This window comes from Pseudomonas sp. SJZ077, assembly GCF_007993905.1.
Lineage (GTDB): Bacteria > Pseudomonadota > Gammaproteobacteria > Pseudomonadales > Pseudomonadaceae > Aquipseudomonas > Aquipseudomonas mandelii.
Genome location: NZ_VIUJ01000009.1, coordinates 182,821 through 196,375, shown reverse-complemented (window position 1 = coordinate 196,375; position 13,555 = coordinate 182,821). Strand labels below are relative to the sequence as shown.

At 58.9% G+C, this 13,555-nt stretch carries 13 protein-coding genes; 6 read left to right on the top strand and 7 right to left on the bottom strand.

The genetic code is table 11. The features are described 5' to 3' along the window. Positions 1-8: 8 nt before the first annotated feature. The 4 genes from FBY01_RS15965 to FBY01_RS15950 all read right to left on the bottom strand — a co-directional run bounded on the left by FBY01_RS15965 (position 9) and on the right by FBY01_RS15950 (position 3,224). Complete coding sequence (locus FBY01_RS15965) at positions 9-2,117, bottom strand: molybdopterin oxidoreductase family protein (protein WP_145308535.1); 2,109 nt, start codon at positions 2,115-2,117, stop codon at positions 9-11. Between the two features lie 134 nt (positions 2,118-2,251). Next, positions 2,252-2,545, bottom strand: coding sequence for a hypothetical protein (locus FBY01_RS15960; RefSeq protein ID WP_010457688.1), 294 nt, complete (start codon positions 2,543-2,545; stop codon positions 2,252-2,254). Between the two features lie 156 nt (positions 2,546-2,701). Further along, positions 2,702-3,037, bottom strand: coding sequence for a hypothetical protein (locus tag FBY01_RS15955; RefSeq protein WP_138739082.1), 336 nt, complete (start codon positions 3,035-3,037; stop codon positions 2,702-2,704). Then, a complete protein-coding gene (locus FBY01_RS15950) occupies positions 3,018-3,224 on the bottom strand; it encodes a hypothetical protein (RefSeq protein WP_010457690.1) in 207 nt (68 codons plus the stop codon). Before FBY01_RS15950 ends, FBY01_RS15955 begins: the two co-directional genes overlap by 20 nt. 448 nt (positions 3,225-3,672) lie before the next feature. Between FBY01_RS15950 and argF the strand changes: the two genes are divergently transcribed. Continuing rightward, complete coding sequence (gene argF, locus FBY01_RS15945) at positions 3,673-4,593, top strand: ornithine carbamoyltransferase (protein WP_145308533.1); 921 nt, start codon at positions 3,673-3,675, stop codon at positions 4,591-4,593. Next, entirely contained in the window at positions 4,590-5,699 is a 1,110-nt protein-coding gene (locus tag FBY01_RS15940; RefSeq protein ID WP_010457692.1) for an ABC transporter ATP-binding protein, read from the top strand. Before argF ends, FBY01_RS15940 begins: the two co-directional genes overlap by 4 nt. 55 nt (positions 5,700-5,754) lie before the next feature. Here the strand turns inward: FBY01_RS15940 and FBY01_RS15935 are convergent, their stop codons facing one another. Beyond that, positions 5,755-6,537: a PhzF family phenazine biosynthesis protein gene (locus FBY01_RS15935; RefSeq protein WP_010457693.1), complete on the bottom strand. Its 783-nt coding sequence runs from the start codon at positions 6,535-6,537 to the stop codon at positions 5,755-5,757. 16 nt (positions 6,538-6,553) lie between these two features. Continuing rightward, on the bottom strand, positions 6,554-7,024 hold the full coding sequence (ybaK, locus tag FBY01_RS15930) for a Cys-tRNA(Pro) deacylase (RefSeq protein WP_077749898.1): 471 nt from the start codon (positions 7,022-7,024) through the stop codon (positions 6,554-6,556). 371 nt (positions 7,025-7,395) lie between these two features. Between ybaK and FBY01_RS15925 the strand changes: the two genes are divergently transcribed. The 4 genes from FBY01_RS15925 to glpD all read left to right on the top strand — a co-directional run bounded on the left by FBY01_RS15925 (position 7,396) and on the right by glpD (position 12,533). Beyond that, entirely contained in the window at positions 7,396-8,247 is an 852-nt protein-coding gene (locus tag FBY01_RS15925; protein WP_010457695.1) for an MIP/aquaporin family protein, read from the top strand. Between the two features lie 75 nt (positions 8,248-8,322). Then, complete coding sequence (glpK, locus tag FBY01_RS15920) at positions 8,323-9,828, top strand: glycerol kinase GlpK (RefSeq protein ID WP_077749900.1); 1,506 nt, start codon at positions 8,323-8,325, stop codon at positions 9,826-9,828. A 94-nt stretch (positions 9,829-9,922) separates the two neighbouring features. Next, on the top strand, positions 9,923-10,678 hold the full coding sequence (locus tag FBY01_RS15915; RefSeq protein ID WP_010457697.1) for a DeoR/GlpR family transcriptional regulator: 756 nt from the start codon (positions 9,923-9,925) through the stop codon (positions 10,676-10,678). A 316-nt stretch (positions 10,679-10,994) separates the two neighbouring features. Beyond that, complete coding sequence (gene glpD, locus FBY01_RS15910; RefSeq protein WP_145308531.1) at positions 10,995-12,533, top strand: glycerol-3-phosphate dehydrogenase; 1,539 nt, start codon at positions 10,995-10,997, stop codon at positions 12,531-12,533. Positions 12,534-12,594: 61 nt separating this feature from the next. Here glpD and FBY01_RS15905 read toward each other — a convergent pair whose 3' ends face one another. Next, on the bottom strand, positions 12,595-13,482 hold the full coding sequence (locus FBY01_RS15905; protein ID WP_145308563.1) for a LysR family transcriptional regulator: 888 nt from the start codon (positions 13,480-13,482) through the stop codon (positions 12,595-12,597). Between the last annotated feature and the right edge of the window lie 73 nt (positions 13,483-13,555).

Sequence of the window (13,555 nt, the reverse complement as noted above, 5' to 3'; positions counted from 1 at the left end):
AGACACAATCAGGCCGCCGCCACTGTCACCGGAACACCGTTCAACGCAGCATTCCCCGACAACTCGTCGAGCTGACATTCATCGGTCAGGTCGTTGGCGCTGGAGCCCGGTTGACTACTGGCGATCGTCATCTGCACGCCGGGCCGTGCATGCCCCCAACCGTGAGGAAGGCTGACCACGCCTTTCATCATGTCCAGGCTGGCGAGCACTTCCACTTCGATCACACCGACCCGCGAACTGACCCGCACGCGCTGCCCGTCACCGAGTCCACGACTGGCCAGGTCATCCGGGTGCATCAACAATTGATGGCGCGGCTTGCCCTTCACCAGACGGTGATAGTTGTGCATCCACGAGTTGTTGCTGCGCACATGGCGACGACCAATCATCAGCAATTCGTCGGCAGCCGGTGCTTGCAGCGCGGCAAAACGGGCAAGGTCAGCGAGAATCGCAGCCGGCGCGGCCTGGACTCGCTGGTTGGCGGTTTTCAGGCGTGGCGCCAGGTTCGATTTGAGCGCGCCCAGATCGACGCCGTGCGGGTGATCGAACAGCGTCGCCAACGAAAGCCTGTGCGCCGAGGCATCGCCATAAAGCCCCATCCGCAGCCCACGATCGATCATCTGCGCCGGTGCAATGGTCGGTTTCAGCTCCTTGCCGGTCTTCGCAGCAAAAGCCTGGGCCAGGCCGACAAAGATCTCCCAGTCATGCAATGCACCTTCGGGCTTGCCCAGGATCGCCCGGTTGAAACGGGTGACGTTGCGCACCGCGAACATGTTGAACGTGGTGTCGTAGTGATCGTTTTCCAGTGCCGAAGTCGACGGCAGGATCAGGTCGGCATAGCGCGTGGTTTCATTGATGTACAGGTCGATGCTGACCATGAACTCCAGACCGTCCAGCGCCTGTTCCAGTTGCCGGCCATTGGGTGTGGACAGCACCGGATTGCCGGCCACGGTGATCAGCGCACGAACCTGCCCTTCCCCGCCCGTCAGCATCTCTTCCGCCAGGGCCGACACCGGCAACTCACCGCCGTACTCGGGACGCCCGGACACCCGGCTCTGCCACAGATTGAAATGCCCACCCGACGTCGAAGCCACCAGATCCACCGCAGGTTCAGTGCACAAGGCACCGCCGACGCGGTCGAGGTTGCCGGTGACCAGGTTGATCAGTTGCACCAGCCAATGACACAGCGTGCCGAAGGCCTGGGTCGAGACGCCCATCCGGCCATAGCAGACCGCTGTCGGCGCCGCCGCGAAATCCCGGGCCAACTGACGAATCTGTTCTGCCGGCACCGCGCACAAGGGGCTCATCGTGTCGGCAGTGAATGTGCTGATCGCCTGACGGACTTCATCCAGACCGTCGACCGGCAAATGGCTGTCGCGGGTCAGACCTTCTGCGAACAAGGTATTGAGCAACCCGAACAACAGCGCCGCATCGCCACCGGGGCGCACGAACAGATGCTGATCGGCTATCGCTGCCGTTTCGCTGCGGCGCGGATCGACCACCACCACTTTGCCGCCCCTGGCCTGAATCGCCTTCAGGCGCTTCTCCACATCGGGCACGGTCATGATGCTGCCGTTGGAGGCCAGGGGATTGCCCCCGAGGATCAACATGAAATCGGTGTGGTCGATGTCCGGAATCGGCAGCAGCAAGCCGTGGCCGTACATCAAATGGCTGGTCAAGTGATGAGGCAACTGATCGACCGAGGTCGCGGAAAACCGGTTGCGGGTTTTCAGCAGGCCCAGGAAATAATTGCTGTGGGTCATCAAGCCATAGTTGTGCACGCTGGGGTTGCCTTGATAAACCGCCACCGCATTCTGCCCGTGATGCTCCTGAATCGCCGCCAGGCGTTCGGCGACCAGGCTGAAAGCGTCTTGCCACTCGATAGGCTGCCATTCGCTGCCCACTCGCAACATCGGCTGACGCAGGCGATCCGGATCGTTCTGGATGTCTTGCAGGGCAACCGCCTTGGGGCAGATGTGCCCACGACTGAACGTATCCAGCGGGTCACCCTTGATTGAGGTGATCTGCACGCCATTGCCTTCGACCTCGGAGGTCTCGATGGTCAGGCCGCAGATGGCTTCACACAGGTGGCAGGCACGGTGATGGAGAGTCTTGGTCATGGCCAGTCTCTGTTTTGTTCTGGGCGGGCAATATCAGCCGCGGGAACAAAACTATGGCGCGTGACCCGCGACTGCGCCAGCGACGTTCGTCTTGTGAATCGACGACCATCAGGCTAGCCGATGGCCGTGCACGATCAATTCGGCGGCAACCTGGGCGGCGGCGCCTGCAACTGGATCTCCTGAATGGTTTCGATCTGTTCCTGGGCGATATGTACGCCGGTGAGCTCGCCGATCAGTCGCCAGTGTTCGTCGAGCCCGGTACTAATGGTTGCCATGCGATCGATCATGCGTCGACCGGCCGCTTTGGTCACTTCGTCCTCACTGCGCATCAATTCGAAGGACATCGACGTCATGGAAGCGGTGAGGTGGGTCAAGGAGCGGGCCGTGAGGCTGAGTAAGTCCATTAAAAGCTGTTCTTTCGATTCCATTCCGAAGGCTTCCTGCGTCACTCGTGAGTTAGTTATAACCCAGCACTTTGTATTAGCAAACGTTTCATCCAGAACACGGTGACAACCGGCGCCTTGAACAACAGACAAGACACGAAACGACCTCGTCAAAACCTGCGTTCGACCACACAGACAGGCTCACTGAGGCTGAGAAATCTTCGACGCCTTCTTTTTGAGCGGTGAGGCCAAGGCCGTCCAGATTCCGCCGACCGCCAGCCAAAGCATCACGCCGGACCCGATCAGGATGATAGCTTTCTGGTTTGCCAGGATGCCCAGCTGATGAGGCTCGGCTTGATAGACCTGCAACGCGATATCAATGACGCTCACCACTGTGAACCACGCGACCACCAGGGCAGCTCCATGCTTCAGGTCCGGCGTTGATCGCGCGAGTAGCGAAGCTCCCAGGTAGATTCCAATTGCGACCAATCCTCCCACTACCAAAAACTGGGTCGAATCAATCTGCAATCGCGTCATCCCTGAAATTCTTCACGCCGATAAAAGCGCCGACGATGGCGCCCACCACTGCGCTCGGAACGCCTGGATAAATCGTGCTTGCGATAATCGCGAAGCCCATGACCGTAGAAATGACAGCCATATCGAAGGCCGGCGAAACACGACGAAGGCGCGTCAGACCAGTGTGTCCGGGTTTATTGATCGCCATACAGCGCTCCCTCCCTGGGAGTGTTTGACTTTACGCAGTCGAGAATCCGCAATGAGGCGGATAATACCTGAGCGCAATCCGAAACCCGGCACCTGAAAACGTAACAGCAAACAACTCCGCGAGCTTGTAAGGGGCCCGGAGGGCGCTGTTCAGCGGGTCTTCCATTCTTCGCCGGATATCGAGCCAGATCACGGCAGTTATTGCAATCGAGCTTCGGCACCGTGTACAAATGCTGCTCACAAACTCGCAACGCGGATCGCGTTGTATCGCTTGAAACATGTTGGAAACCGTAAAAAAAGCCTCCTATTGGAAAAACGCGACATTTAATGTCAATATCGCGCCTCCCCCTATTTCGTCGCCCCGTGCGGCTTACGCCGCAGGTCTCGCCCGTTTTTCAGTTAAACAAGGCTTTGAGTATCTGCGGTCTGTTGCAAAAAGGTAGTCAATGATGAGCGCAAGGCACTTTCTCTCCCTGATGGATTGCACGCCCGAAGAGCTGGTCAGCGTGATCCGTCGAGGCGTTGAGCTCAAAGACCTGCGTAACCGCGGCGTACTGTTCGAGCCTCTGAAAAACCGCGTACTCGGGATGATTTTCGAGAAGTCCTCGACCCGTACCCGTATTTCGTTCGAAGCCGGCATGATCCAGCTCGGCGGCCAGGCCATCTTCCTGTCGCCGCGCGACACGCAACTGGGCCGTGGCGAGCCGATCGGCGACTGCGCCATCGTGATGTCGAGCATGCTCGACGCCGTGATGATCCGCACCTTTGCCCACAGCACCCTGACCGAATTCGCCGCCAATTCCCGCGTTCCCGTGATCAACGGCCTGTCCGATGACCTGCATCCGTGCCAGTTGCTGGCCGACATGCAGACGTTCCTCGAACATCGCGGCTCGATTCAGGGTAAGACCGTGGCCTGGATCGGCGACGGCAACAACATGTGCAACAGCTATATAGAAGCGGCGATCCAGTTCGACTTCCAGTTGCGCATCGCCTGCCCTGAAGGGTTTGAACCCAACCCGCAGTTCGTGGCCATGGCCGGCGATCGCGTGACCATCGTCCGCGATCCGAAGGATGCCGTGCGCGGCGCCCACCTGGTGAGCACCGATGTCTGGACCTCCATGGGCCAGGAAGAAGAAACCGCCAAGCGCCTGAAGCTGTTCGCGCCGTTCCAGGTGACTCGCGCCCTGCTCGACCTGGCGGCCGAGGATGTGCTGTTCATGCACTGCCTGCCGGCCCACCGTGGCGAGGAAATCAGCTTCGACGTGCTCGATGACAAGCGCTCGGTCGCCTGGGACCAGGCGGAAAACCGCCTTCACGCACAAAAGGCCCTGCTCGAGTTCCTCGTCGAGCCGGCGTATCACCACGCATGAGCCCTCCATTACTGCTTAACCTGCGCAACCTCGCCTGCGGCTATCAAGACCAGCGCGTCGTGCAGAACCTCAACTTGCATTTGAATGCCGGTGACATCGGTTGCCTGCTGGGCTCCTCGGGCTGCGGCAAGACCACCACGCTACGGGCGATTGCCGGTTTCGAACCGGTGCAGGAAGGTGAAATCACCCTCGCAGGCGAGACCATCTCCCGCGCCGGTTTCACCCTTGCCCCGGAGAAACGCCGGATCGGCATGGTGTTCCAGGACTACGCGCTGTTTCCGCATTTGAGCGTGGCCGAGAACATCGCCTTCGGGATCCGCAAGCACCCGCAAAAGGATCGTGTCACCGAAGAGTTGCTGGAGCTGGTCAACCTGAAAAACCTCGGCAAGCGCTTTCCGCACGAGTTGTCCGGTGGTCAGCAGCAGCGTGTCGCGCTGGCCCGCGCACTGGCACCGGAACCGCAATTGCTGTTGCTCGACGAACCATTCTCCAACCTCGATGGCGAACTGCGACGCAAGCTCAGCCATGAGGTGCGCGACATTCTCAAGGCCCGTGGCACCAGCGCGATTCTGGTGACCCACGACCAGGAAGAAGCCTTCGCGGTGAGCGATCATGTCGGGGTGTTCAAGGAAGGTCGGCTGGAACAATGGGACACGCCCTACAACCTGTATCACGAGCCACTGACGCCGTTTGTGGCCAGCTTCATTGGCCAGGGTTATTTCATTCGCGGCCAGCTGAGCAGCCCCGAGTCGGTGCAGACCGAATTGGGTGAGTTGCGCGGCAATCGTGCCTACACCTGGCCCGTGGGCGGTGCGGTGGATGTGTTGCTGCGTCCGGACGATATCGTTTATGCACCCGACAGCGGTTTAAAGGCGCGGATTGTCGGCAAGTCGTTCCAAGGGGCCTCGACGTTGTACCGTTTGCAGCTGCCGACCGGGGCGCAACTGGAGTCGATTTTCCCGAGCCATGCCGATCATCAAGTCGGTGCCGAAGTGGGTATTCGAGTCGCGGCTGAACACCTGGTGCTGTTCCAGGCATCGGGCAGCACGGCTGCGCAGATTCCGGTGGTAGAGTCCGGTGTCCGGCGCTACAGCACCGCCAGCTAATACACACGGACAAAAATGTGGGAGCGTGGCTGCTCACTCCCACATCAAATTTGGGTTAACCGAGAATGAGTGTTCCGCTCGCAACCAGCGTCGCATTCCCGCCTATCTTCACCCGGTCCCCTTCCAGTCGGCAGAACAACGCCCCGCCTCGCTTCGAGCACTGATAAGCGCTGAGACTCGTCTTGCCCAACCGCTTCGACCAATATGGAATCAAGCTGCAATGGGTCGAACCGGTCACCGGGTCTTCATTGATGCCGATTGCCGGGGCAAAGTACCGGGACACGAAATCATGCTGACTCCCCTTGGCGGTGACGATTGCACCCGGCCACGGCAGCTTGGCCAGGGCGATCATGTCTGGCTGGCAGTTGAGCACGGCCTGCTCGGACTCCAACACCACGAACAACTCGTTGGAACCCAGAACATCGACCACTTCGACGCCCAAGGCGCGCTCGACATCCAGGGTCACGCCCACTTCAGATGGCACGACGGCCGGAAAATCCAGCCACAAGCGCCCGTCCTCGCGGCTTACGCTCAACGGGCCGGACTTGCAGATGAAGTCCAGGCGCTCGACCGGCTCCTTATAGATGTCAAACAACACATGCGCGCTGGCCAGGGTCGCATGGCCGCACAATGGCACTTCGGTCGTCGGGGTAAACCAGCGAATGTGCCAACCCTGCCCTTCACGCACCACGAAGGCGGTTTCGGCGAGGTTATGTTCGGCGGCAATCTTCTGCATCAACTCATCGGCTAGCCACGCCTCGAGCCGATACACCATGGCCGGGTTACCACTGAACGGACGATCACTGAACGCATCGACTTGATGAAATTCAAGCTGCATAACCTTCTCCCCTGATTCAGGCGCGGCCGATATCGGCAAACTTGGCCTGAGTGTGTTCGGCCAGGACCGCCGGCGCCAATTCAACCTCAAGACCGCGCCGGCCGGCGCTGACGAAAATGGTCGCAAAGGGCTGAGCGGAGTTATCAATAAAAGTGCGCAAGCGCTTCTTCTGCCCTAACGGACTGATCCCGCCCAACAGATAACCCGTCGCGCGTTGCGCCGCGGCAGGATCGGCCATTTCGGCTTTTTTCACGCCCGCCGCGTGAGCCAGATGCTTCAAGTCCAAAGTTCCGACGACCGGCACCACCGCTACCAGCAACTCACCTTTCTCACTCGCGGCCAGCAGCGTCTTGAACACTTGCGCCGGGTTCAGCCCCAGTTTCTCCGCGGCCTCCAGCCCATAGGACGCAGCCTTTGGATCATGTTCATAACTGTGCACGCGATGTTCGGCTCGAACTTTTTTCAACAAATCCAATGCGGGGGTCATGGCAGCTCCAGAGTGGGCGGCAGTAGAAAAATCCTGCGCTGGATTCTAGGACATTGGTCGGCAAAAGGCTCTATTGCGCCACTGTTTCAGCGGCTTGACGGCACAGGCTACCGTTCGTCCGTGCCTGGCCGGTCGCGTGAACAATACGATCATTCACATGACTAATAGTTGAATTGTGACCGACAGTTCACTTTCGACCTTTGACAGCAGCGTTTCTTGTCTATATTTTTTCGAATCTGAATACTGTACGAATGTGTCATCGCAGCACCCCAGTAGCGGGCCGAGAACAGGATGGGGATTCTGCCTCGGTGGAAAACGCGCTTTGGCCATGATGAAAGAAGCGCCAGACAACAACAAAAACGAGGTTTTCAATGACAACTGCTTTACAACAACCGTCGCTCTCAAGCCAATGCATGGCCGAGTTTCTGGGCACTGCACTGCTTATCTTTTTCGGCACCGGTTGTGTTGCCGCTCTCAAGGTCGCGGGTGCCAGCTTTGGCCTGTGGGAAATCAGCATCATCTGGGGCGTCGGCGTGAGCATGGCGATCTACCTGACCGCCGGGGTTTCCGGGGCTCACCTCAATCCCGCCGTGAGCATCGCACTGAGCATTTTCGCCGACTTCGAAAAACGCAAACTGCCGTTCTATATCCTCGCTCAAATTGCTGGCGCGTTCTGCGGCGCATTTTTGGTCTACACGCTGTACAGCAATCTATTCTTCGATTTCGAACAAACTCACCATATGGTCCGTGGCACCCAGGCGAGCCTCGAATTGGCGTCGGTGTTCTCCACCTTCCCCAACCCGGCCCTGTCCACCGCCCAGGCTTTCCTGGTGGAAGTCATCATCACCGCCATCCTGATGGGCGTGATCATGTCCCTGACCGATGACAACAATGGCCTGCCAAAAGGGCCGCTGGCACCGCTGCTGATTGGCTTGCTGATCGCCGTGATTGGCAGCTCGATGGGCCCGCTGACCGGTTTCGCGATGAACCCGGCGCGTGATTTCGGTCCGAAGCTGATGACTTTCTTCACCGGCTGGGGTGAAATTTCCCTCACCGGCGGCCGCGATATCCCGTATTTCCTGATTCCGATTTTTGCACCGATTGTCGGTGCCTGCCTCGGCGCTGCCGCGTATCGCGGGCTGATTGCCCGTCATCTGCCCAGCGCCACACCTGCTACACAGGACGTAACACCGGCCATTGACGGCAAACCAAGAACTTCTTGATACCGTAGGCGCGTGATCCTGCCCATAAGATCACGCGCCGGACCTCTCTTCCTTTTTTCGTCCAAGGCAATCGACATGACCGACATTCAGAATAAGAACTACATCATTGCCCTCGATCAGGGTACGACCAGCTCCCGCGCGATCATTTTCGACCGCGACGCGAACGTGGTCTGCACCGCCCAGCGCGAATTCGTCCAGCATTACCCGCAAGCCGGTTGGGTCGAACACGACCCGATGGAAATCTTCGCCACCCAAAGCGCCGTGATGGTCGAGGCCCTGGCTCAAGCCGGCCTGCATCACGACCAGGTCGCGGCCATCGGCATCACCAACCAGCGCGAAACCACCGTGGTCTGGGACAAGACCACCGGCCGCCCGATCTACAACGCGATCGTCTGGCAGTGCCGCCGCAGCACCGAGATTTGCCAGCAGCTCAAACGCGACGGCCACGAGCAATACATCAGCGAGACCACCGGCCTGGTCACCGACCCGTACTTCTCCGGCACCAAGCTCAAGTGGATCCTCGACAACGTCGAAGGCAGCCGCGAGCGTGCGCGCAACGGCGAACTGCTGTTCGGGACCGTCGACAGCTGGCTGATCTGGAAATTTACCGGCGGCAAGGTCCACGTCACCGACTACACCAACGCCTCGCGCACCATGCTCTTCAACATCCACACGCTTGAGTGGGACACGAAGATGCTGGAGATACTGGATATTCCGCGCGAGATGCTGCCGGAAGTTAAATCTTCGTCCGAAATCTACGGCCACACCAAAAGCGGCATCGCCATCGGCGGCATCGCTGGCGACCAGCAGGCCGCCCTGTTCGGCCAGATGTGCGTCGAGCCGGGCCAGGCGAAAAACACCTACGGCACCGGCTGCTTCCTGCTGATGAACACGGGCGACAAAGCCGTGAAATCCAAGCACGGCATGCTCACCACCATCGCCTGCGGCCCGCGTGGCGAAGTGGCTTACGCGCTCGAAGGCGCAGTGTTCAACGGTGGCTCGACCGTTCAGTGGCTGCGTGACGAACTGAAGATCATCAACGACGCCCACGACACCGAATACTTCGCCAACAAGGTCAAGGACAGCAACGGCGTGTACCTGGTGCCAGCCTTCACCGGCCTCGGCGCGCCTTACTGGGACCCGTATGCCCGTGGCGCCCTGTTCGGTCTGACCCGCGGCGTACGTGTGGATCACATTATTCGTGCAGCCCTGGAGTCGATTGCCTACCAGACCCGCGACGTGCTGGACGCCATGCAACAGGATTCCGGCGAACGTCTGAAATCCCTGCGCGTGGACGGCGGCGCGGTTGCGAACAACTTCCTGATGCAGTTCCAGGCCGACATCCTCGGCACTCAGGTCGAGCGTCCGCAAATGCGCGAAACCACTGCACTGGGCGCCGCTTACCTGGCCGGCCTGGCGTGTGGCTTCTGGGGCAGCCTGGATGAGCTGCGCGGCAAGGCGGTGATCGAACGCGAATTCGAACCGACCCTGGACGAAACCGCCAAGGAAAAACTCTACGCCGGCTGGAAAAAAGCCGTCAGCCGCACCCGCGACTGGGAACCACATGAAGGCGCTGAATAAGCCAACCTGAGTACTCGTATCGGTATGTAACTGGTAGGGAGCAGATTCCTGCGGCATCATGGGCAAATTTTGCACGGCAGCCAAAGGAAGCCCCATGAATCTGCCTCCCCGTCAGCAGCAAATCCTCGAACTGGTCCGCGAACGCGGCTATGTCAGCATCGAGGAAATGGCTACGCTGTTCGTCGTTACACCGCAAACCATCCGCCGCGATATCAATCAGCTCGCGGAAGCCAATTTGTTGCGTCGCTACCATGGCGGCGCAGCCTACGATTCCAGTGTCGAGAACACCGCCTACGCCATGCGCGCCGACCAGATGCGCGATGAGAAGCAGCGTATCGGTGAAGCCATTGCGGCTCAGATCCCGGATCACGCCTCGCTGTTCATCAATATCGGTACTACCACCGAATCGATTGCCCGGGCGCTGCTCAACCACAACCACTTGAAAATCATCACCAACAACCTGCACGTGGCCTCGATGCTCAGCGCCAAGGACGACTTCGACGTTCTGCTGACGGGCGGCAATGTGCGGCGCGACGGTGGCGTGGTCGGCCAGGCGAGTGTCGATTTCATCAACCAGTTCAAAGTCGACTTTGCCTTGGTCGGCATCAGCGGTATCGATGAAGACGGCAGCCTGCTGGACTTCGATTATCAGGAAGTGCGGGTATCCCAGGCAATCATCGCCAACGCCCGGAAGGTCATTCTGGCGGCTGACTCCAGCAAATTCGGGCGCAACGCCATGATTCGCCTGGGGCCGATCAGCCTGATTGATTGCCTGGTCACCGACCAACAACCTTCGCCGGCGCTGGCGCAACTGCTGAGTCAGCACAAGATTCGGCTGGAAGTCGTTTAACCCTCTCCAAACAGCGCGCTCCCTTGTGGCGAGGGAGCTTGCTCCCACTGGGCTGCGAAGCAGCCCTGAAACCGGTAATCGTTGTATTTCAGGAAGAGCGTGTCGTCTGATTTGCGTCTGCTGAGCAAGCTCCCTCGCCACAAAAGCCTCCCCCCCCCTCATTTAATGTTCGTATATTTTCCTTTCTCGGCCCTTCGATCAGTATTTTCAATCGAAGTTGACTGGCTGTGGGCGGCTTTATGGGCTACCATTTTCGCAAATGAACATTAATGTTCGAATTCCAATACAGAAAATCAAAAGAGCCCGAGGCCAGCCGATGCCCACTTCTACCTTGCCTACGCCCCCTCTCGCTGAGGTCTACGACATCGCCGTCATCGGTGGTGGGATCAATGGCGTTGGGATCGCAGCGGATGCCGCCGGTCGCGGCCTTTCGGTGTTCCTTTGCGAAAAAGATGACCTTGCCAGCCACACTTCGTCGGCCAGCAGCAAGCTGATCCACGGCGGCTTGCGCTACCTCGAACATTACGAATTCCGCCTGGTACGCGAAGCCCTCGCCGAACGCGAAGTGCTGCTGGCCAAGGCGCCGCACATCGTTAAGCAGATGCGCTTCGTGTTGCCGCACCGTCCGCACCTGCGTCCAGCCTGGATGATCCGCGCCGGCCTGTTCCTGTATGACAACCTCGGCAAGCGGGAAAAACTCGAAGGCTCGAAAAGCCTGAAGTTCGGTCCGGACAGCCCGCTGAAAAGCGAAATCACCAAAGGCTTCGAATACTCCGATTGCTGGGTCGACGATGCGCGCCTGGTGGTGCTGAACGCCATGGCCGCCCGCGAGAAAGGCGCCCACGTTCACACCCAGACCCGCTGCGTCAGTGCCCGTCGTACCAAGGGCCTGTGGCATCTGCACCTGGAGCGCGCCGACGGCAGCCTGTTTTCGATCCGCGCCAAAGCGCTGGTGAACGCCGCCGGCCCTTGGGTCGCCAAGTTCATTCGTGATGACCTGAAGATGGAATCGCCCTACGGCATTCGCCTGATTCAGGGCAGCCACCTGATCGTGCCAAAACTGTATGAAGGCGAACACGCGCACATTCTGCAAAACGAAGATCAGCGCATCGTCTTCACCATTCCGTACCTCAATCACTTCACCCTGATCGGCACCACCGACCGCGAGTACACCGGCGATCCGGCCAAAGTGGTGATCACCGAAGGCGAAACCGATTACCTGCTGAAAGTGGTCAACGCCCACTTCAAGAAGCAGATCAGCCGCGACGATATCCTGCACAGCTATTCCGGCGTCCGTCCGCTGTGCAACGACGAATCCGACAACCCGTCAGCCGTCACCCGCGACTACACCCTGGCGCTCTCGGGCACTGGCGAAGAAGCGCCGTTGCTGTCGGTGTTCGGCGGCAAGCTGACCACCTACCGCAAACTGGCCGAGTCGGCGCTGGCACAATTGGCGCCGTACTTCACGCACATCAAGCCAAGCTGGACTGCCAGCGCCACCCTGCCGGGCGGCGAAGACATGACCACCCCGCAGGCGCTGAGCTCGCTGATTCGCGACAAGTTCGACTGGGTTCCGACTGAAATCTCACGCCGCTGGGCAACCACCTATGGCAGCCGCACCTGGCGCATGATGGAAGGCGTGCAGAACCTCAACGACCTGGGCGACCACATCGGCGGCGGTCTCTACACCCGCGAAGTCGATTACCTGTGCAGCGAAGAGTGGGCAACCACCGCCCATGACATTCTGTGGCGCCGCAGCAAATTGGGCTTGTTCACTACCCCGGCGGAACAGCAGAAACTGGTGGATTACCTGAGCAAGGTCGAGCAGAACCGCAGCAAGATCGAAGCGGCCTGATCGCCATCCGTTTAAATGAAAGCCCCTGAATCCGACGATTCAGGGGCTTTTTTGCAGGCGCTCATTGCGCCAGATGCAGCAACAGGAAATCAATGAACGCCCTCGTTTTGTGGGGCAAATGCGGGCTGTTGGGAAACACCACGCTGACGGACTGCGAGGGCAGCGAATAGTCGGGCAACAGGCGAATCAGCCGCTCGCTGGCGATGTCGTCCTTGACCACCCAGGCGGGCAGCACCGAGACGCCCAGCGACGACAACGTCATGGAGCGAATGGCCGTGGAAGAGTTGGATTCAAACTGATTGATCCCGTTGATCTCGACAGCCCCTGATTGCGGATGACGCAACGTCCACTGGGTCGGTGCCTGCAGGTTGCTGTTGGCGATCCACGGCACCGAGTTCAGGTCCTGAGGCGTTTGCACCGGGTGACGCGCAAGGAACGTCTGCGTAGCCACCAGGACAATTTCATAATCCGCCAGCTTACGGCTCTTGAAAGCCGAGTCTGCCAAGTTGCCCAGACGAATAACCAGGTCTAACTTTTCCGCCACCAGATCATTGAGTGAAGAGTTAAAGTCATAGCAAAGTTTTATTTCCGGATAGCGCTCTATAAATTGCGGTATCAACGGAAGGATATAAGCCTCGCCGTATTCTATGGTGGAACTGAACCGCAACTTGCCGGTGACACGATTATGACCTTTCAATACATTATCGAAGGCACTATCGATGTCCGCGACAATACCTTTGAACGATTCATAAAAATCCTGACCTATTTCCGTGAGGGAGATATTTCGGGTACTTCGAATCAACAACGTTGCAGACAGCACATCCTCCAGCGCCTTGACATGCAGGCTGGCCATGGCTTTGCTGATATTCAGGTAATTGGCGGCCTTGGTGTAAGAACCAAAATCGACCACCGCCAGAAATGTCTGTACCCGATTAAGATGAGTGTGCATAGCAATAGAGCTCACTGTTCAATCCCGTCAAACATTGTTTCAAGGATAGTCGTATCGACAGCTCAAGTCCATC